The sequence below is a fragment of the Xenorhabdus littoralis genome, assembly GCF_033949345.1.
GTDB lineage: Bacteria > Pseudomonadota > Gammaproteobacteria > Enterobacterales > Enterobacteriaceae > Xenorhabdus > Xenorhabdus littoralis.
The window spans coordinates 1-20,522 of record NZ_VCDP01000051.1 but is presented as its reverse complement, the minus strand read 5'-3'; the positions used below and the strand labels follow the sequence as shown (position 1 = coordinate 20,522).

The window sequence follows — 20,522 nt, the reverse complement described above, 5'->3', positions numbered from 1 at the left end:
ACAACAGGAGGGGTTAAATGCCTCTCCTTTTTCTGTACATTGAATAGATCATCAATATTTCTTAGAGGAAGATCCTGTAATAGATGTGCGATGCGTACAGAATACAAAAACACCTTTTTATCGGAGTATAATTCGTGAATAAAAGTAATACTGCCACTATTCGTATTTCAGCAAAAGCCATCATTATTTGCAAAGACCAGATTCTACTCGTCAGATATAAATCGGATTCAGATGAATGGTATACCCTTCCTGGTGGGGGACAATTGTTTGGAGAAACATTGACTCAAACATTGATTAGGGAGTGCCTTGAAGAGACGACATACAAGATTGAACCTGCACGGTTGGTATTTGTTAGGGAATATATAGGAAGCAATCATGAATTCGCTGAATTTGATAAAAACGTCCATCAAATCGAATTGATGTTTCTTGCTTCGCTTGCCGATAAAAATCCCGATATTCATAACCTAGATATTAATGCGGATCGGGATCAAATAGGTGCTCAATGGATCAGTTTGGGGGATGTTATAAACCTGCCATTATTTCCTGCGGTTCTACGCCCCTTGATTGTAGAAAAGCATTTTTCCTCTGGTTCTCCTGTCTATTTAGGGGATGTGAATTAAGACTGAACGATGAAAATTTGTATCATAGGTTTATCTGGGGCAGGGAAGTCAACGATCTTAAAAAATTAGCGGATGAATTCAATGTCTCTGCATATAAATTTGACGAAATCTAAATGTTGAATCCCAAACGCAATACGTGCTTGATTGAATTTTATACTTAAATGTACTGACTCCTTGTTTTCAATACGATGATTGGTAACCAGTATATATTCACCTAGTTCTTCATTGACGAATTCTGGCATAAATTATTGATCCTTGATTTTTTCTGTCTTAGAAAAAGAACTCTGCTTATGTTTATTGCAGCCCAACATAAAAATGAATATATCGAAACTTATAATGGTTACACAGTGATGTACAACTCTTATCTTGTACATGAGAAATCTTCTCAGGGGACAAAAAGGGGCATTGACCAAAAGGCATAATTAAGCCACTCGTTATAAAGTGGCTTAATTGACTGATTTAAAAGTGCAAATTTGGTGGGTCGTGGGAGGCTCGAACTCCCGACAAACTGATTAAGAGTCAGCGGCTCTACCAACTGAGCTAACGACCCCATACGATTAATTATTCTACTGCGAGAATAAGACGTCAATAGACGATACCCATTTTTTTATCAAGTAGAATAAAACATAAACAATTGACCTATCCTCCTATCGGCTGAATTGTAACCGTCCTGTTTTTCATGTGAAATCCTTCTGTTAATACTGCAGTTGTCTATGTCACAATGTTCCCTTAAACACAGCTTGAGGGTATTAAGGCCATGCTGTGAGAATAAATTGGATACAACTATGGAAGAAAAAATACAACCCACTCACATTCCTGAAACTGAAGGTTCACATCTACAGCGAGGTCTCACCAACCGGCATATACAGCTAATCGCGATTGGCGGAGCCATCGGCACTGGTCTGTTTATGGGATCAGGAAAAACCATTTCCCTTGCGGGACCGTCGATCATTTTTGTTTATATGATCATCGGGTTTATGCTGTTTTTTGTTATGCGTGCAATGGGAGAGTTATTGCTTTCCAATTTGCACTATAAGTCGTTCAGTGATTTCGCGGCAGATTTATTAGGGCCTTGGGCCGGTTTTTTTGTGGGCTGGACTTACTGGTTCTGTTGGGTCATTACAGGTATTGCTGATATTGTCGCCATCACCGCTTATGTTGGATATTGGACTCCGAATTTTCCAGAATGGGCTACTTCGCTCTTGTGCGTATTGGTACTGCTGACCCTGAATCTCGCGACGGTAAAGTTGTTCGGTGAACTGGAGTTCTGGTTTGCCATGATCAAAATCATTGCCATCGTTGCGTTGATTGTTACAGGAGGCATCTTGATTGGTATCCACTTCCAATCCCCTGCTGGACATGTTGCCGCGTTTTCTAATGTCTGGAATGATGGTGGCATGTTTCCAATGGGTTTAAGTGGTTTCTTTGCCGGATTCCAGATAGCGATATTTGCTTTTGTCGGTATTGAGCTGGTAGGAACTGCTGCAGCGGAAACTAAAAACCCAATGAAATCTTTGCCAAAAGCGATTAATGCCATTCCAATCCGCATTATCACGTTTTATGTTTTGGCCCTGATTGTAATTATGTCTGTCACGCCATGGCGGGCTATCATTGCGGATAAAAGTCCTTTTGTGGAATTGTTTGTCTTGATTGGGTTACCTGCCGCAGCCAGCATTGTCAATTTTGTGGTTCTGACTTCTGCGGCATCTTCGGCAAATAGTGGGGTATTCTCGACCAGTCGGATGTTGTTTGGTCTGGCGAAAGAAGGGGATGCACCAAAGCAGTTCAGTCGTCTGTCCCGCCGTTCGGTTCCTGCATCAGGATTGATTTTTACTTGTCTGTGCCTCTCTTTTGGCGTCATTTTGATTTATTTTATTCCTGATGTCATGCGTGTTTTTACTTTGGTAACGACTGTTTCTGCGATTTTATTTATGTTTATTTGGAGCATGATTTTATGTTCCTACCTAGTTTATAGAAAACGTCGTCCAGCTCTGCATCAGGCATCTGTATACAAAATGCCGTTTGGTATTGTGATGTCTTGGATATGTTTGGCTTTTTTTGCGTTTGTCTTGGTTTTGCTTTCCTTGCAGCCGGATACTCGTCAGGCATTAATCGCCACACCAGTTTGGTTCATTATTTTGGTGATTGGATTTCAGATTGTGAAAAAGCGTAAAACCCGTCTTACTCAATGAGTAAGGAAAAATTCCATTAATTAATTATTGATGGCCCAAATATTGGGCCATTTTTTTCATTCCATCAAAAGTGTACCTTGATGGAATCTGAGCTGCCATTTTCCGCATGAAGATAATTGCCAAATTGATGAACGCAGTGCTTGATTAAATGGAGTGCCGGTTTCATCCATTTCATGAGATTGATAAGTGAGTAAAACAATATCTGAACTCAGGAAATCCATGGAAAAATTCTGTGAGAAAATTGTGGAGACAGTTTTTATTTCTGTAGTTAATGCGTCGAACACTATTTTTTTAGTATAAATGTAGCCTGATTTACTGATTTCCAGAAAATTATCATGTAATACAGAACAGAGCCAATCAGCATTATTTCTTTTTTCAGCATGAAGGCTGATTTCAAGGCATTTGAGTAATTCAAAAATAGCTAATTTTTTCTGAGTCATATAAACTCCAAAGAAGATAAGCTGCGTAAAATAATAACAGAAATTAATGCCATATTATTTTTAATAAATGTCATAACACTCTATTTACATTTGTTTTTTTATCAGGTAATTATAAAGAGGTCAAATTAAAAAGGAGTGCATATGGAAATTATAATCAGGGCGGCTGAATCTGAAGATGCTGAGCATTATCAACGAATTTATAGTCACCCAGATGTTTACTCTAACACATTGTACCGTCCGTGTCCCTCACGTGAAATGTTGCGGGAACGTTTACAACAAATTAAGGCTCAGGGTGATATTGAGTTTGTTGCTGAAGTAAATAGCAAGGTAGTGGGGACACTGGGGTTATTTACTCATGCTAATCCAAGGCGTAGACACGCGGTAGGTCTTGGTATTGGTGTTGATGCAGCTTATTCTGGTCAGGGGATAGGTGCAAGGATGATGGAGTTTGCGATTGATTACTCATTCAACTGGTTGGGCTGTATCAGAATTGAGCTGGAAGTATTTGCTGATAATGAGAAAGCAATAAACTTATATAAAAAATTTGGATTTGAAATGGAAGGTATTCGGTGCATGCAATCGTTAAGAAATGGCAAATATTGTGATGTTATGGGAATGGCCTTAATCAATAGTCGATTAATGTAATATATTATTATGTCTTATGATAATAAGGTGAACAGTAGATAATAAAAGCATCTATCTTATTTTCACTGATATATGTTTTAAGAAAAAATAGACTTTTTCATGAAGATCATGAGAATAATTTCTTTTTTTATCAGAAATGATAAGAGGGTTATATGGAAGTTATAATTAGATCGACTGAACCTGAAGATGCAGAATGTTATAAAAAAATTTATAGCCATCCGGATGTTTATCCTAATACATTGCAACTTCCGTGTCCTTCACTAGATATATGGCGGGAACGTTTGCAATTAAATAAAGCACAAGGGGATATTGATTTTGTTGCTGAATTAAATGGAAAAGTTGTGGGAGTATTGGGATTATTTACGCATGCTAACCCAAGACGAAAACATTCTGTGGGGATTGGTATTGGTGTTGATTCATTTCATTCTGGCAAGGGTGTAGGTTCAAAGTTGATGGAGTTTTCGATTGATTATGCATTCAACTGGTTAGGTTGTATCAGGATTGAGCTAGAAGTATTTTCTGATAATGAAAAGGCAATCGCACTGTACAAAAAGTTTGGTTTTGAGACTGAAGATATTCGTCGTATGGAAGCATTAAGAAACGGTCAATATTGCGATATTATGGGAATGGCCTTAATCAATCATCGATTTCATGCTAATGATACAGGATGTTCCGCTGGAGACGGGTAAATATTTCCAGTTGTAACCCGCGAATATTAGTTCACACCAATTATGCAGTAATCATTGAAAATGACTTTATTTACATAAAAATGCTGCTATTGTGATAAAATTCATAACTACGTCAATGTGCTTATGAAAAGATGCAAGGGGCTAAAAAAAATGAATACATGGTCAAAGATACTGAATAGTAAAGTTATCGGTTTCATTGTAGGCATTGTTTGTGCTTTTTTGTTTGGTATTAGCCATATAGCAAGTGAAGAAGAAGCAAAGAAGTTAGCCAAATAGAATAAATTTATTTTGTAAAGTAGCCTCGTATTTGCGGGGCTTCTCTGTTTTGTTTGACCACATCACCTCGATTTGAGTTCCTGAACTGTAAAGGCAGAGAGGGCAGAACGATATGGCTGTATGAATAACCAATAAGAATAAGATTATATTAGCAACGAGGGTAAATATGACTATATGCTGCAATGTAGGATAATATGAGACTCTAGGTACTGTATGAGCAGCTACCCCAATCTGAAGTATGATAAAAATTATTGAGTTCGGTGAACCGATTAAACGGCCACCTTTAATCAAAGGGCAAATACACAGAATTATTTACAGGGTCATGATTTACAGACTCTATCTTGAGCACATCCCTTATGCACCGGGTTATCGCCAGCTGCCTGTATTGTAAAACTTATTTTTATCTTTATTTTTTCTATTCTCTTTATCCTGTTTCTGCGTTAAGTGCAAGATAGCTGTATGTTACCAGCATATTTTGCACTTAGTATAACAGTCATCAGTTTTTTAAAAAATTTACTCCAGTTTGTCCTGAAAGCTTATCCTTATTTTGCAAAACAATATCTGCTAAAAAATCTGCGACTTTTCGTATTCTTGGTGAATGGGCCAAATCAGACTGAATCACAAGCCAGATGGGTTTATCTATGCCTAAATCACGTGAAATACAGCAAAGCCCAGCGCTATTGGCTGCAATATGAGGTAATACGGCTAATCCCAGGCCGGCGCTCGCTGCTGCAATTTGACCAAAAATAGATGTAGTTGAGATGGAAAGCGAGCGGCCTTTTAGATTTTTTTTAAGCCAATTAACTGAAGGTAGCTGTGAATGCTCATTTGTCCAACCAATAAAATGAGCATCATCGTATTCACCTTTAAATATACCGGGGGAGCAGGTTGACAAATAATCTTTGCTCCCATAAAGGCCAAAGCCTAATGTTCCCAGTTGGCGAATATTAACATGGCCTTGATCTGGTCGGATGATGCGAAGTGCTAAATCAGCATCACGGCGATGAAGATTAACAGAGTAAATATCAGTCGTGATCTCCAGCATCAGATTTGGGTAATTTTGTTGTAACACAGGTACGTTTGGCATAATTAAATAGTTGGATAATGCCTCTAGTGTCGCAAGGCGTACCGTTCCCGCAATGGCTGCCCGTGTATCAGCTTCATATAGAAATGAACTTGCCGCTATCTCCATAGCTTTGGCTTTTTCCAGTAGTTCCATACCATCTTCAGTTAGCCGATAACCCGCCTGATGCCGGAGAAATAGTGGCATACCAAAAGTTGCTTCCAATCGTTCGATTTTTCTCGATACTGTTGCTACTCCAATACCAAGGACTTCAGCAGCCTTACTGATAGTGCCTGTGCGCGTTACTACCAAGAATATTCGAATGTCATCCCAAATAAGTGATTGCACGATGCGTTTTCCATTTATGAAAAATTGATTACCAATATTGTCTAAATATTTCAATTTTGAAAGATGTCACAATTATTTTTGCGGGAAGTTACTCAGTTTGGTGTGTAACTAAATCAAAACTAAGGTAATAGATATGAGAACATCACCACAGTTAGCTGTTGTTCTAACGTTAATTGCAACATTCTTTTGGGGATCAAATTTTCAGGTAACGAAATTTGCGCTTGCAAGTTTGCCACCGTGGACAGCATCTGTTGAACGTTTTTTCTTTGCGGTTATCTGTATTTTCATTTTTTTTGTATGGAAAGAGGGGGTTAACGGCAATGTTTTGAAACAAAATTGGAAGGCATTTATTGTTCTCGGTGCGATTGGTGTCGCTGGATTCAACGGAGCATTTTTTGTTGGCTTGCAAAGCACTAGTCCGATCACGGCAGCACTGATTGTGGCAACAACGCCCATCACTACTCATATTTTGGAAGCTATCATATATCGTCGGTTACCTGAATTTATACGTATAGTCGGCATGATTATTAGCTTATTGGGTGTTGCTTTGGTCATTACCGATGGTCAATTGATTTTGGGTGGTGCGATTCAGGCGGCAATAGGCGATATCATTATTTTTGTAGGAAGTCTTGGCTGGGCGATTTATACGGTAGGAACAAGGGTATTTGTCAGCGATGCGACGCCATTGGCAACAACAAGTTGGACGATGCTTTTTGGCGCAATCATACTGGCGTTTATTGCAATGTTTGTTGAGTCACCAATCACGGCATTTTCAGCCGGAACACTTGAAAGCCATTTAGCCTGTATCTATATCGGTATTGGTGGTTCAGCTTTTGCCTACCTTTTTTGGAATATGGGTATTGCGGTTCGAGGGGTAGGGAAAACGGCAATATTTTTTAATTTTATTCCAATTTTTGCACTCGTTATACAAATAACGATGGGAATTATACCTAGTTTGGTACAGGTTATTGGAATAGTGATCACTATAATAGGTGTGCTCTTGGGGCAGGGAGTTATTACGGCAGACAAGTTATTCAAAGGAGTTTCAAGAAGATAATAAACATTGCTTTTTTAACAGCATTATAAGTTTTTTTTTCAATAATCTGACATTATGTTGATTAAAAATTAGAGGATACCGATATGGACAAAAAAATTATAGAAATACTGCAATACGAATTGAAAGCAGGAACTGGTGAAGAGTTTCACAGCATAATGATGGAAATCAGTGTTCCATTGCATAAAAAAAGAGGAATAGATGTCGTAAGTTATGGCAGCTCATTGCATGATCCTGATTCATATTATCTGCTCCGTGCTTTTGATGGCTTTGATGAGATGCATGAAATGCTGACTGAATTTTATAAAAGTAGTGATTGGATCAAAGGCCCAAGAGTGGGCATTATCGAGAGAATTGATAAAAGCGTCAAATCGATAATTGAGCTTCCGGCACTATCTATTGATGCTTTGCGCGTACGTCAGCACTGAATTGAAATATGAAAAATTTGTTGTCATCAATCTTATCTGCTGATATTCAGATAATGATCATTGATAAAAATAAAAACTAACATACAATCACCATGATAACTAATTTATTAGTGGAGGTCTCAGTATGGAAAAATTTACTGATAAATTAATTAGTCTGGATCGATTTATTCTGCGGATACTGCGCTTTTTTTTACATGCATTTATTATTTTTCTGATCGGAATTATTCCCGGTGTGTTAGGTTTTTTCTTGATTGAAAGTCATGCCATACCTGATGCAATATTGAATTCTGTCTCAATGATAGGGACTCAAAACCTGCATATTGAGCCTGTCAGTACACTGGGTAAATATTTTGCAGCCATTTATGGTTTATTTCTTCAGGCTATCTTTTTTATTGCTATTGGGATGGTAGTGACACCCTTTGTACATCGGATACTACACAATTGGCATATCGACGACGGTGACGACGAGGAAGAAGAGAAAGAGAAAAAGGAGGATAGAGGGCGTAATCAGAATAAGTAATTTAGACTTACCACTTATTTTGCTGATCTGCTAAAGATTAGTGAAATACTGTGGTAGATATGGCATTTTTAGTGAATTTAAGTAGTGGTAATATTCAATGTCAGATATAAGGTTTTGTTCTATATTATAAATTTATCTTGAATAGAGAATAAAATGATAAATCAAGGTCGTTGTTTATGTGGTGCAGTGGGAGTAAAAACCACTCAAAGTATTGCTGATGTCAATGCATGCCATTGCGAAACATGCCAAAAATGGAATAGTGGTCCATTTTTATCTGTGGATTGTAAGGATGATCTACAGTTAGAAGGAGCTGAAAATATTTCGACATATTCATCATCAGAGTGGGCAGAGCGATCCTTTTGTAAAAAATGTGGTACGCACCTTTTCTATCATTTACATCATCCCAGCTCTTATTATGTTTCGATAGCATTGTTTGATCATAATCATGAAAGTAAACTGTTTCGCCAAATTTATGTAGACAGTAAACCAAAGTATTATAATTTTGTTGAAAAGACACCGATGCTGACTGAACAAGATATTATTAATTTATTTAAATAATTTACCAATATGGGGAAGATATTCCCCCCATATTTTGTGGGTTAAAATAGGTTGTGATAAATATCATATTTATATGTTGTTTTGAAAATATATGATGAAGTCATTCAGTCAATATATTTTATAATGAATAGGGTGGCTGGAATGATTTAGTTTGTTGATCTGTAACAATTTTCTTTCTGTTTTCTACTAATGTTAGTATAATCCGCTGTCTAATCAAAAAGATCTTGGTATTACTCGGGAGAGGATGTTACCTTCTTTCAAATTATCTTATGAAAATCAAAAAGATAAAATTAGCATATCCGCTTGGTTTTGGATCTTATTAATTTATCACTGTTTTAGTGGATATTACGTTAGTGGAGATGTTGTTTGATTAATGTTTTATTAGTTGATGATCATGAACTGGTTCGCATTGGCGTCAAAGGCATTCTTGATGATGTAAAAGGGATCAAGGTCGTAGGAGAAGCCGATAGTGGGGAGGATGCGGTCAGATGGTGTAGATCAAACAGCACGGATGTTGTCATTATGGATATGGGTATGCCGGGCATGGGAGGGTTTGAAGCTGCTAAAAAAATCATCCGTTATTCGCCTGACACGCGGGTGATTATTTTAACTATCTGCACTGAAAGTTCCTTGCCTACGAAAGTGATGCAAGCAGGGATTAGAGGATATTTAAGCAAGGCAGCAACTCCTCAGGATATGATCAATGCGATTCGGGCTGTTTATGCAGGGCAGCGTTATATCTCCCCTGATATCGCCCAGCAAATGGCGCTCAACCAGTTATCACCCCAAAAAGAAAACCCGCTGGATGAGCTTTCAGAACGTGAGTTACAGATTATGACAATGATAACTCAAGGCCGTAAAGTCAATGAGATCTCTACACTGCTTAATCTGAGCCCAAAAACCGTGAATAGCTATCGTTATAGAATGTTCAGTAAACTAAATATCAAGGGTGATGTAGAATTGACGCATATAGCAATACGCTGTGGGTTACTGGATTCGCAGAATATGCTAAATCACGGCGGATAAGATGTAATGGGTGATAAATAGTGGCAGAGCAATTTGATTCAAAAATATTTTTAAAAACAGTCACCAGTCAATCCGGTGTCTACCGCATGTATGATATGGCTGGCACAGTGATTTATGTTGGTAAAGCCAAGGATCTCAAAAAGCGTCTGTCCAGCTATTTTCGAACTCAAGTCAGCAGCCGTAAAACAGAATCACTGGTAAAAAATATCGTCCAGATAGATGTTACCGTCACCCATACAGAGACAGAAGCTCTCTTGCTCGAACATAACTACATCAAGCTTTATCAGCCTCGCTACAATGTATTGCTGCGGGATGATAAATCTTATCCTTATATTTTTTTGAGTGGTGATATTCACTCTCGCTTAGCGTTATATCGTGGCGCTAAACACGCGAAAGGCGAATACTTCGGACCATTTCCTCATTCTCATGCCGTGCGTGATAGTTTGGCTTTATTGCAAAAATTATTTCCTATTCGTCAGTGCGAAGACAGTGTGTACCGCAATCGTTCTAGACCTTGCCTTCAATACCAGATTGGTCGCTGCCTTGCCCCTTGCGTTAAGGGATTCGTGACGGATGAGGAATATCAGCAGCAAGTCCAGTATGTCCGCTTGTTTCTGGCAGGAAAAGATCAGCAAGTATTGACTGAGCTGGTTAGTAAAATGGAAGAAGCAAGCCGGGAACTAAAATTTGAAGATGCAGCTCGTTATCGCGACCAAATCCAAGCCGTGCGCCAAGTAACTGAACGGCAATTTGTTTCTGGGGAAGGCGATGATCTTGACGTGCTCAGTGTCGCTTTTGAAGCTGGTATGGCCTGTGTCCACGTCTTGTTTATTCGTCAGGGAAAAATATTGGGTAGCCGGAGTTACTACCCTAAAATTCCTGCTGATACGAAATTAGATGAAGTGGTACAAACTTTCCTCGGCCAGTTTTACCTTCAGGGAAGCCAAAACAGGACATTGCCGACAGAAATCTTACTGGACTTTGCATTATCCGAAAAAGAACTGTTGGAATCATCACTTTCAGAACTCTCTGGCAGAAAAGTTCATATCCAAGCGCGTCCAAGAGGGGACAGGGCGCGTTACTTAAAACTGGCACGAACTAACGCTGCAACAGCATTAACTACGAAGCTCTCTCAACAATCAACAATTCATCAGCGATTAGAGTCATTGGCTTCATTTACAGGTATTGCAAAAATCCGGCGTATGGAGTGTTTCGACATTAGCCATACGATGGGAGAACAAACAGTTGCATCCTGTGTTGTTTTTGATGACAACGGCCCTGTACGGGCGGAATATCGCCGCTATAATATTACGGGGATCACTCCTGGAGATGATTATGCGGCGATGAATCAAGTCTTGCATCGTCGATACGTTAAGGCTATTGATCAGACCAAAATTCCTGACATCATCTTTATTGATGGTGGCAAAGGGCAACTTGCACGGGCTATCGAAGTTTTCGGTTCTTTGGAGGTTGAATGGAATAAAAACCATCCTAAGCTGATTGGTGTTGCAAAGGGGAGTGACCGTAAAGCGGGATTGGAAACCTTGTTTTTTGTCGCTGAAGGAGAGGGAATTGCACTTCCTCCCGACTCACCTGCATTACATGTTATTCAACATATTCGTGATGAATCTCACAATCATGCGATCACAGGGCATCGCCAGCGTAGAGAGAAAGTGAAAAAAACCAGTACACTAGAATCGATAGAAGGTATTGGACCAAAACGTAGACAAATGCTACTAAAATATATGGGCGGATTACAGCCTTTAAGCAACGCAAGTGTAGAAGAGATCGCAAAAGTGCCTTCTATTTCTTATGCACTGGCAGAAAAAATCTATAATGCATTGAAACACTAAAATTATTGATGCACCATATTATAAACTTTACATGGCCAGATAGTTACTAAGCATTATGCAATTAAATATTCCAACATGGCTTACTCTGTTCCGTATTGCCTTAATTCCATTCTTTGTTTTGGCATTTTACTTGCCATTTCAATGGGCACCGATGTTGTGTGCCATTATTTTTGTTATTGCCGCTGCAACCGATTGGTTTGATGGTTTCCTTGCGCGCTTGTGGAAACAGACAACACGCTTTGGCGCATTCCTTGATCCGGTAGCGGACAAAGTCATGGTTGCTACTGCATTGGTGCTGATAGCAGAACATTACCATACATGGTGGATTACATTACCTGCTGCGACAATGATTGCCCGCGAAATCATCATATCCTCTCTGCGTGAATGGATGGCTGAGTTAGGAAAACGCAGCAGCGTAGCTGTTTCTTGGATGGGAAAAATCAAGACCACTGCACAAATGGCTGCATTGCTTGCTTTACTATGGCGTCCTTGCATTGAACTTGAAGTGGGTGGATTCATCTTATTATATGCAGCTGCAGTACTGACGTTCTGGTCAATGTTTCAATATTTGAGCGCTGCATGGGTTGATTTGCGTGAAGGTTGATCGAAGTGACGCAAAAATCAGCGAATGAATGGATTTTATAAATAATTGTGTTGACTCACTTCGTGAAATAAGTAGAATGCAACGCATCGAACGGCACATGAGATTTGCAAAACAAGTTAAGCAAATCAAGAAGTTCGAAGAAAGCGGGAATAGCTCAGTTGGTAGAGCACAACCTTGCCAAGGTTGGGGTCGCGAGTTCGAGTCTCGTTTCCCGCTCCAAAAAAGGCGCGTTGGCAGAGTGGCCATGCAGCGGATTGCAAATCCGCCCACCTCGGTTCGACTCCGGGACGCGCCTCCAGATTTAGCCCAGGTGGTGAAATCGGTAGACACAAGGGATTTAAAATCCCTCGACCTTTAGGTTGTGCGGGTTCAAGTCCCGCCCTGGGCACCAAACATAAGTTTACTAACGTCTACTCTAGTAAACTAAATCCTAGAAAGACCTGATAAATCAATCAGGTCTTTTCTTTTTATGTCTACTTTAGTCCATTGCAATCAACATGCACCACGGGGCATAATCTGGGGCACCTACACTTCTATTTTTAAATGTGCCCCTAAAAAATGAAACTAAACGCACGGCAAATCGAAGCAGCAAAACCCAAAGAAAAAACCTACAAACTCGCTGATGGTGGCGGACTCTATTTGGAGATCACCTCACGCGGCTCTAAATACTGGCGGATGAAGTATCGCCGCCCTACCGATAAGAAAGAAGACCGACTGGCTTTTGGGGTTTATCCTATAGTGTCTTTAGCTGATGCACGGGCTAAACGAGATGAAGCCAAAAAACTCATAGCTCAAGGCGCTGACCCCAAAGCAGAGAAAAAAGGGGCACAAGCCGAATCAAAAGGGGCACCTCCCTTTGAACAAGTTGCCCGTGAATGGCACGCCAGCAATAAGCGATGGAGTGAAGATCACAGCAACCGCATTCTGCGTAGTCTTGAGCACTATATTTTTCCTCATATTGGCAAGCTTGATATCTCCACGTTAAGAACAAGCCAACTTTTAGCGCCTATCAAATCCGTTGATGCCGATGGTAAACACGATATCGCTCAGCGATTACAGCAGCGTGTTACTTCCATCATGCGATATGCTGTCCAGAATGATATTCTTGAATTTAACCCAGCAAATGATATGTCTGGTGCTCTTTCTACAGTAAAAGCCAAACATCACCCAGCTCTCCCTCACGAACGCTTACCTGAATTCCTTACCCGACTTTCTCACTACCGCGGGCGTTTGATTACCCGAATTGCCGTAGAACTGACTTTATTAACGTTTGTCCGTTCCAGTGAGTTGAGATTTGCCCGTTGGGAAGAACTTGATCTTGAAAATGCAGTCTGGAAAATTCCCGCCACAAGAAAACCCATTGAAGGCGTTAAATTCTCTGAACGTGGCATGAAAATGAAAACCGAACATATTGTGCCGTTAAGTCGTCAGGCCGTATCTCTCTTTAAAACCTTGCAGGGTTTGAGTGGTGAATGTGAGGTGATGTTTCCTCATGACCATAATCCGGCAAAAGTCATGAGCGAAAGTACCGTAAATAATGCCTTACGCGGTATGGGATACGACACCAAAACAGAAGTTTGTGGTCATGGATTTAGAACAATGGCGCGTGGTGCGATGGGCGAATCGGGATTATGGAACGATGATGCAATAGAACGTCAGTTAAGCCATGTGGAAAGAAAAAACGTCCGCGCTGCGTATATTCATACATCTAAGCATCTGGACGAACGGCGGCTAATGGTTCAATGGTGGGCTGATTATCTGGATGCAAATAGAGAAAAATATATAACTCCATATGATTTTGCTAAAAAAGGTCGGAAATAATTTCATCTGGAACTATATATTGCGTATCTGAGACATCAGGTAAATATAATATCTTATTAAGGTGTGCTGGCTAATTTTATACCAGTCCGTAGTATCGTTACGGGCTGGTATATTTTCCATCGTTAGTTTTTTATAACTAAAAATAGTTAATAATCAAAATAATAAGATGTAACACACTCTTTGTATGAAACGGATTACTATTCCAATGTGATGATCTCACATTGGAACTTCGGTTTAATTATCCCTGTTCTAATAACGTCTAGAAACATCAAATATAGATAAGTTAACAGGGAAAACCACATGTCAATAATTACCACACCTAAAGAAAGTCTTATTCGTTTATCAGAAGTTCAACGCAGAACAGGTTACAGCAAAGCGTGGATCTATAGACTTATCGGAGAAGATAAATTCCCAAAACAAATCAAAATCGGCACTCGCTCAGTTGCTTTTCTTGAATCAGAAGTTGATGGTTGGATAGATCAACGTATAGCTGAATCTCGCGGCGTGGTAGCACAATGAAAGCAAAAAAGGGTAGTACAGTGAATGCTACCCTTAACTTGCTATCTTTTAGAGAGTTAGTTAACTATCAGATTTATTATTGGTTGGTTCAGCCTTTTGGCTCTACACCCAGTCTTTCTAACTCTTTGCGGCCTAATGTTTTTAACCAATTACCTAAAGTCATTCCTGCATCGGACGCAGCATCTTCAAATTGTGCTTTTAATTCTGGTGTTATTCTGATTTGGAAAGTGGGAGACAAACCTTTTCCTTTTTCAGTTTTGTCTCTTTTTAAGATTGACATGTACGTACGTAACCTTATAGCATGTGATTTATTATGTACGTACTTTATCACGGTGTATGTACAAAAAGAAACGCCCCCGAATGATATTGACCGTATCAAACGAGGGCTAACCACCAACGATAACTACAATATCGAGGTAGCTATGTTTCAATATACCTTTCTAACTGGAAAGGGCAAAGCCCGTTTACCTAAATTCTTCCCTATGTACCTTATCTCCATTCTGGAGGTGAGCCATGTTTAAGCTCATTATCACAACCACAAATCAGCATACTGGCGAGATAAAAAAAGAAACAATCCGTTACAAATACAAGACATTGCGCGGAGCAGAGAAAGCCGCCATGCGTATTCGCCATTCTTGCATACCAGATAATAAATCTATCGACATTGAAATAGCCAGAACGTACGAACGTCGAGCGCCTATTTCACTTACTCAGGCTATGCACAACACGGGGCTGGCAACTTCTTTATTCTACGTCATTCTTGAAAAAGCCAAGGACGAATGCTCTATCGATTTAAATAACCTGATTGCGCTGGCCTGTGATATCAATCAGGACGTTTACCATGCGCTTCAAGCGGCTGTTTACGAGGAGTAAAGCATGAGTCAATCATCTTCATATGGATATAAAGCCTATAAAAACAGCGCAGAAATAAGCCCGATAGACGTTATCCGAACAGTGAAACAATCCGCCATGAATCACTGGCAGAGCCTGTTACCCGCTTGTGGTGTGGATGTTCCGGCAAAGGGAAAACATGGCGTCTGCCCGATATGCGGTGGCACTGACCGTTTTCACTTTATAGATGATAACTATCACGGCGACTGGCATTGCCGCCAGTGCGACCAACCCAATCATGGTGACGGTCTGGATTTAGTAGCGAGAGCCAAAGGTATCACTATCCTGACCGCAGCTAAGCAAGTTGCTGACGTGCTGGCAATGCCACTACCTGAACCGAAACCAGTTAAAGAGCAGCCTCGAACAGTAAAACCCATTGCGGAACGGATCGCGCTGCTGGTGGCAAAATCGACAAGGGGAGAATCTCAGTATTTGGTGAAAAAGGGGCTGCAATGTCCCAATCAGCGGGTATTGCAAGATGGCTCTCTATTACTGGTGACTCAGACACTAGATGGCACAATCACTGGTGCACAAATCATCAAGCCTAACAGTGAAAAACGCCTTGTTTCCGGTACGCAGAAGAAAGGGAGCTTTATTCCGGTATCTGAAATTACCGGAATGCCGGACACCATCATCATTACCGAAGGTTACGCGACAGCGCTGACCGTTAGCCAGTTACATAAAGGCGTGGTGCTGGCTGCGATTGATGAAAGTAATCTACTGAATGTTGCCGAATTGGTCAGAAAACAGTGGCCTGAATCGAAAATCATCCTTGCCGCCGATAATGATTGGCACTCACAAGGCGAACGGGACAAAAACGGCAAGCTCAAAAAGAATGTGGGCAAAATAGCGGCAGAAAAGACCGCTAAAGCGGTTAATGGCTGGGTAACGTTACCGCCAACGGAATATAAAGCCGACTGGGACGATTATCGCCAGCATCACGGCATAGAGGCAGCAAAGCAGGCATTCGGCAACGGATTATATGAGGTTGGGGAGAAAAAACTCATGGAAGCAGAAGCGGCAGTGATCCACGAAACTAAGCCCAAAAAGGCCAATAATAATCTGGCACAAATGGCAGCCAGTCAACGCGGGGCATTATTGGTTGAGCATTACAAAAAAATCGCGGTACATGCTGAAAGCGAAGCGGTTTATCACTATAACGGTACGACATGGGAAACCCTTTCAGATAATGAGCTGCGTCGCGCAATGGTGGCAATCTTCGACCAGCACGACACCCCGTACAGCCCAAACGGGATCAATAACGCTATTTGTGCCCTGAAATTGCAAATTCCGGTCATTGGCGAACAACAGTCGGATTTAATCGGGTTTAGTAATGGCGTGTATGCGTTATCGACACAACAATTTACCCCACACCAGCCGGAACACTGGCTAATGAATCATAACGGCATTGCATTCACGCTGCCTGCTGTCGGTGAAAATTTGCCAGACCATGCCCCCGATTTTTACCGCTGGTTATCCCATGCGGCGGGTCAGAATGAAAATAAGATGAATCGCATCAAAGCTGCCTTGTTTATGATTCTGGCAAACCGTTATGACTGGCAGCTATTTATTGAAGTGACAGGCGAAGGTGGCAGCGGTAAAAGCGTGTTTACTTATATCGCTACCTTATTGGCAGGCGAACATAACACCGCCAGTGGCAATATGAGAGCGCTGGATGAAGCCAGAGGCCGTTATCAGTTTGTCGGCAAAAGCTTAATTACGCTGCCCGATCAGGTTAAATATGTCGGTGAAGGGGCAGGCATTAAGGCCATTACAGGCGGCGACCTGATTGAAGTTGACGGAAAATACGAGAAGCAGTTTTCAACGATTATTAAAGCCGTGGTATTAGCCACCAATAACGAACCGATGAGCTTTACCGAACGCAATGGCGGCATTACACGGCGGCGGGTGATATTCCCGTTTAATATTCCGGTCAAAGAGTCCGAGAAAGACCCACAATTGCCGGAGAAAATCAGTCGGGAACTGCCTGTGATTATTCGCCACTTATTAAACGAATTTGCCGACCAGAATAAGGCTAAGCAGCTACTACAGGCGCAACGCGATTCTAACGAAGCATTAACAGTGAAAAGTCATTCCGATCCGCTGTATCGCTTTTGTGGTTATTTGGTGTCTGTCAATGATGCAACTGGGATGAAGATGGGCAATAAGAACATCAGCCCACGCGCACCGAGAATGTATTTATATCATGCTTATCTTTCTTTTATGGAAGCGCACGGCTTTGAACGTCCGCTGACACTAACCAAGTTTGGTGAGTCCATTCCCAAGATTATGCTGGAGTACCGAAAAGAGTACCGGAAAGTGCGCACCAAGAAAGGCTATTCCTATAACGTTGAGTTATCGGAAGAGGCCGAAGAATGGCTACCCTCTGTGCCTGAATGTCGAGACTTTAAATCACCTGTATAAAACTTTTGGCTTTAGGTCTACATTCTATACACCAATTCAAATATCTAACTGTATTTAAAGGTAAATAATAGATGTATAGTTATTTTTTAGCTATACATCAACTCTACATTCTCTTCATTAATCTAAAAAGTGGGTGAACAGATGATACAGTCAGTGAATATCATGTTAATTGCATCAAACCCAGATGTAGCAAGGCTTTCAGGGTATTGTGCAGAGGGTGCATAACTGAGGGGGTGAAAAAGATTTTCAGGGGGTAGGAAACAAAAGCTTTTTACCAGTATTTAGATACAGCACCATGAGCTTTTGCATTATAGAGTTCCGATAGTTTTCGGAGTTCTACTCATAGATTCACATTATGATAAAACTCCCAAAATGTTATTTAGTAAGAGTGCTAAGTAACGAGAACATAAGGGGCAAAAAATGCAGTAATGGTAACACGGGACTTTTTCATACAGTTTCGACCCTCTCAGATACATTATAATCATATGAGAGAATACTTCGGTATTTAGAGAGGATTACCTTATAGCAACGAGATACGATAAATTAGAGCGAAATTATGCCAGCATATTAGCACTGGCATTTATCATTGTCTGGTTACTCATGTGAATTGATTTATGAACATAAAGCATCAACACCCATTATTCATTCTCATCAATAATTCTGTCTGGCGCATAACTTATAACAGGCCCCATAGCCATAACCAACCGATTCATAAAATGATGCGCGGCCAAGGCATACTCATGAGTTCTATAATTGACAGCACTCATTTTTTTACCTTCATGCTCTGCAAATCCTGTATATTTACAAAGCTCTTTATCAACTATATACAAGTGTTTGATTTTATTGTTAACAACTCTAATTTCATTAATTATATCATAGGACGGAAGGGATTCTAAATCTATCCCTACCTCCTTAGATAACCTCTTCAATTCATTCCATTTATATGGCATTTCTTTTCTACTCTCTTCCATGATCAAAATTGCTCTTTTGACGTGCTGTTCAATAGTTGCCCATAAATGAATTATTAAACCCTCATCAGCTATTTTTCTGGCATTTAACAATTCACAAACCCAGTCAAAATTCTTAAACCCTAATCTGGCATATTCAATTTTTTCTTCATCCTGTTTATCAAGAATAGAACTGAACATTCCGCCATACTCTTCATCGTAAAGAGCAAATTTTGGTCCAATATTCTCAGCGTTTATGTTATATTGATGCAATGCATACCTGTTGAAAATAATGATATCATCGACCCTATTTTTGAAACTCTTCAGCAGGAGTGCTCTTTTTTCCCTTAGTGAATTTTCTTTCTCATTTTGACAGTCTTTTTTTTCTGGCCCAGGAAAATCACAGAAATCATCCACTATTTCTTTAATTTTAGGGTTATTATTTTCGATATTTTGTGTTAAATACTCATCTAACGTGGGAATATGACCAACTTTTTCTATTTTCATTATTTTTGATTCCATTTCTATATTTAATAAGTAGATGCGGAGATAAGTGTAATGTGATTAATAATCATAATTATTGACATGCAACATAATGTTTCTTATGTAATTCTGCAAGTTGTTTAGCTTCAAAGATACCAAGAATGAAACTTGGCCCTTGATATGGAGATATGTTTAAATAACTTTCCAAAATAGCGCTACACCTCATGCACTCATAATTACATGTATAACAATGAGTTGAAGGATCCTATGTGTAGCATGATTATGAATTGTTATTTAACATTAAAAAATAATATTCGACACTATTCATTTCAGATCCCTTTGATATTTATAATTATCTCGATTGTGATACCCAACAATTAATATGTCTTAATTTCTAATAAATATCGGCAATAAAAAGAAATATAATATCTTTATTTTCTTTTTTGCAGGATTATATATTCAAATGAATAAAATTATTGCATTTGTAAAAAACATTATTGTGTAACCCTCTATCATAAATAGATAACTTTATATTATTTTTCATGGTGTTAAAAATTACAGCTAATTTAACTCGACTATATTTTATATAAAAACGCCATGAAAAAATTACTCGAACTACGCCAACAAAAATCCGATTTAATCCACCAAATGGGTTCACTGCTTACCAAAGCTGAAAATGAAAAACGCTCACTGAATACCGATGAAGGCAAACAGTTCGACGAACTGCGTAGCCAGTCCGACACCCTGAATACTGAAATTGCCCGTTATGAGTCTTTGGCTGATGAAGAACGCAGTCAGGCAAAGAGCCAGCCGACCAGCAAAAAACTCAGCAATGATGAATTACGCCACTATGTTCTGACTGGTGAAGCTCGTTCTCTATCTACGGGCGTTCCGTCTGAGGGCGGCTATACCGTTATTCCTGAACTGAACAAACAAATCATGCAGCAACTGACTGATGAGTCAGTCATGCGCCGGATTTGTATGGTGAAAACCACACGTAGCAATGAGTATAAACAGTTGGTTTCTGTCGGTGGCGCAGCCGTAGTACACGGGGAAGAAGGTCAGGCACGTAGTGAGACTGCTACGCCGAAGATGGAAGAGGTCAGCATCAAACTATTTCC

General features: G+C 40.0%; 21 protein-coding genes, 4 tRNA genes and 1 pseudogene. 21 read left to right on the top strand and 5 right to left on the bottom strand.

Annotated elements, in window-relative coordinates:
* The first annotated feature begins 134 nt into the window (after positions 1–134).
* Complete coding sequence (locus FE394_RS13245; protein ID WP_319926846.1) at positions 135–620, top strand: NUDIX domain-containing protein; 486 nt, start codon at positions 135–137, stop codon at positions 618–620.
* A gap of 474 nt (positions 621–1,094) precedes the next feature.
* Here the strand turns inward: FE394_RS13245 and FE394_RS13240 are convergent.
* Positions 1,095–1,170: transfer RNA gene (locus FE394_RS13240), tRNA-Lys, on the bottom strand.
* A gap of 235 nt (positions 1,171–1,405) precedes the next feature.
* Here FE394_RS13240 and cycA point away from each other — a divergent pair.
* The gene (gene cycA, locus FE394_RS13235) at positions 1,406–2,812 is read left to right on the top strand and encodes a D-serine/D-alanine/glycine transporter (RefSeq protein WP_319926845.1); all 1,407 of its coding nucleotides are present in this window, start codon (positions 1,406–1,408) and stop codon (positions 2,810–2,812) included.
* Between the two features lie 56 nt (positions 2,813–2,868).
* Here the strand turns inward: cycA and FE394_RS13230 are convergent, their stop codons facing one another.
* Positions 2,869–3,252 carry a nuclear transport factor 2 family protein gene (locus tag FE394_RS13230; RefSeq protein WP_319926844.1) on the bottom strand — a complete coding sequence of 128 codons (384 nt, stop codon included), beginning with the start codon at positions 3,250–3,252 and terminating at the stop codon, positions 2,869–2,871.
* 141 nt (positions 3,253–3,393) lie between these two features.
* Here FE394_RS13230 and FE394_RS13225 point away from each other — a divergent pair, with 141 nt between their 5' ends.
* The 3 genes from FE394_RS13225 (at position 3,394) to FE394_RS13215 (ending at position 4,862) form a co-directional block, all read left to right on the top strand.
* Positions 3,394–3,897: a GNAT family N-acetyltransferase gene (locus tag FE394_RS13225; RefSeq protein ID WP_319926843.1), complete on the top strand. Its 504-nt coding sequence runs from the start codon at positions 3,394–3,396 to the stop codon at positions 3,895–3,897.
* A gap of 152 nt (positions 3,898–4,049) precedes the next feature.
* Positions 4,050–4,586 (top strand): GNAT family N-acetyltransferase, encoded by a 537-nt coding sequence (locus FE394_RS13220; protein WP_319926842.1) that lies wholly within the window; start codon positions 4,050–4,052, stop codon positions 4,584–4,586.
* Between the two features lie 150 nt (positions 4,587–4,736).
* Positions 4,737–4,862, top strand: a complete 126-nt coding sequence (locus FE394_RS13215) for a hypothetical protein (protein ID WP_319926841.1) — start codon at positions 4,737–4,739, stop codon at positions 4,860–4,862.
* Between the two features lie 496 nt (positions 4,863–5,358).
* Here FE394_RS13215 and FE394_RS13210 read toward each other — a convergent pair whose 3' ends face one another.
* On the bottom strand, positions 5,359–6,327 hold the full coding sequence (locus tag FE394_RS13210; RefSeq protein ID WP_319926840.1) for a LysR family transcriptional regulator: 969 nt from the start codon (positions 6,325–6,327) through the stop codon (positions 5,359–5,361).
* Between the two features lie 79 nt (positions 6,328–6,406).
* On the opposite strand from FE394_RS13210, the gene FE394_RS13205 reads away from it, so the two are divergent.
* From FE394_RS13205 to FE394_RS13150, 12 genes are all read left to right on the top strand, one after another.
* Positions 6,407–7,330, top strand: a complete 924-nt coding sequence (locus FE394_RS13205; RefSeq protein ID WP_319926839.1) for a DMT family transporter — start codon at positions 6,407–6,409, stop codon at positions 7,328–7,330.
* A gap of 83 nt (positions 7,331–7,413) precedes the next feature.
* Positions 7,414–7,755 (top strand): NIPSNAP family protein, encoded by a 342-nt coding sequence (locus FE394_RS13200; protein WP_319926838.1) that lies wholly within the window; start codon positions 7,414–7,416, stop codon positions 7,753–7,755.
* Between the two features lie 124 nt (positions 7,756–7,879).
* Positions 7,880–8,275 (top strand): hypothetical protein, encoded by a 396-nt coding sequence (locus FE394_RS13195; RefSeq protein WP_319926837.1) that lies wholly within the window; start codon positions 7,880–7,882, stop codon positions 8,273–8,275.
* A 156-nt stretch (positions 8,276–8,431) separates the two neighbouring features.
* Positions 8,432–8,833, top strand: a complete 402-nt coding sequence (locus tag FE394_RS13190; RefSeq protein WP_319926862.1) for a GFA family protein — start codon at positions 8,432–8,434, stop codon at positions 8,831–8,833.
* Between the two features lie 366 nt (positions 8,834–9,199).
* Entirely contained in the window at positions 9,200–9,859 is a 660-nt protein-coding gene (gene uvrY, locus FE394_RS13185; RefSeq protein WP_319926836.1) for a UvrY/SirA/GacA family response regulator transcription factor, read from the top strand.
* Between the two features lie 20 nt (positions 9,860–9,879).
* Positions 9,880–11,712, top strand: coding sequence for an excinuclease ABC subunit UvrC (uvrC, locus tag FE394_RS13180; RefSeq protein WP_319926835.1), 1,833 nt, complete (start codon positions 9,880–9,882; stop codon positions 11,710–11,712).
* A 55-nt stretch (positions 11,713–11,767) separates the two neighbouring features.
* Entirely contained in the window at positions 11,768–12,316 is a 549-nt protein-coding gene (pgsA, locus tag FE394_RS13175) for a CDP-diacylglycerol--glycerol-3-phosphate 3-phosphatidyltransferase (protein ID WP_319926834.1), read from the top strand.
* A gap of 143 nt (positions 12,317–12,459) precedes the next feature.
* Positions 12,460–12,535: transfer RNA gene (locus FE394_RS13170), tRNA-Gly, on the top strand.
* A gap of 5 nt (positions 12,536–12,540) precedes the next feature.
* Positions 12,541–12,614 (top strand) — tRNA-Cys (locus FE394_RS13165).
* Positions 12,615–12,620: 6 nt separating this feature from the next.
* A tRNA-Leu gene (locus FE394_RS13160) sits at positions 12,621–12,707 on the top strand.
* 167 nt (positions 12,708–12,874) lie between these two features.
* Positions 12,875–14,137, top strand: coding sequence for a tyrosine-type recombinase/integrase (locus FE394_RS13155; RefSeq protein ID WP_319926833.1), 1,263 nt, complete (start codon positions 12,875–12,877; stop codon positions 14,135–14,137).
* 300 nt (positions 14,138–14,437) lie between these two features.
* Entirely contained in the window at positions 14,438–14,656 is a 219-nt protein-coding gene (locus FE394_RS13150) for a helix-turn-helix transcriptional regulator (RefSeq protein ID WP_038239587.1), read from the top strand.
* 88 nt (positions 14,657–14,744) lie between these two features.
* On the opposite strand, the gene FE394_RS13145 is transcribed toward FE394_RS13150, so the two are convergent.
* The gene (locus FE394_RS13145) at positions 14,745–14,936 is read right to left on the bottom strand and encodes a hypothetical protein (RefSeq protein WP_071822489.1); all 192 of its coding nucleotides are present in this window, start codon (positions 14,934–14,936) and stop codon (positions 14,745–14,747) included.
* Between the two features lie 233 nt (positions 14,937–15,169).
* Here FE394_RS13145 and FE394_RS13140 point away from each other — a divergent pair, with 233 nt between their 5' ends.
* The 3 genes and pseudogenes from FE394_RS13140 to FE394_RS13130 all read left to right on the top strand — a co-directional run.
* Positions 15,170–15,529 (top strand): hypothetical protein, encoded by a 360-nt coding sequence (locus FE394_RS13140; protein ID WP_319926832.1) that lies wholly within the window; start codon positions 15,170–15,172, stop codon positions 15,527–15,529.
* Between the two features lie 96 nt (positions 15,530–15,625).
* The gene (locus FE394_RS13135) at positions 15,626–17,971 is read left to right on the top strand and encodes a primase-like DNA-binding domain-containing protein (protein ID WP_319926861.1); all 2,346 of its coding nucleotides are present in this window, start codon (positions 15,626–15,628) and stop codon (positions 17,969–17,971) included.
* Positions 17,972–18,493: 522 nt separating this feature from the next.
* Positions 18,494–18,577: pseudogene (locus FE394_RS13130) on the top strand (IS5/IS1182 family transposase); the annotation flags it as partial.
* 32 nt (positions 18,578–18,609) lie between these two features.
* On the opposite strand, the gene FE394_RS13125 reads toward FE394_RS13130, so the two are convergent.
* Positions 18,610–19,425 (bottom strand): hypothetical protein, encoded by an 816-nt coding sequence (locus FE394_RS13125; protein ID WP_319926831.1) that lies wholly within the window; start codon positions 19,423–19,425, stop codon positions 18,610–18,612.
* Between the two features lie 573 nt (positions 19,426–19,998).
* Between FE394_RS13125 and FE394_RS13120 the strand changes: the two genes are divergently transcribed.
* Positions 19,999–20,522: phage major capsid protein (locus FE394_RS13120; RefSeq protein WP_319926830.1), on the top strand; the 524-nt coding region annotated here is incomplete at its 3' end.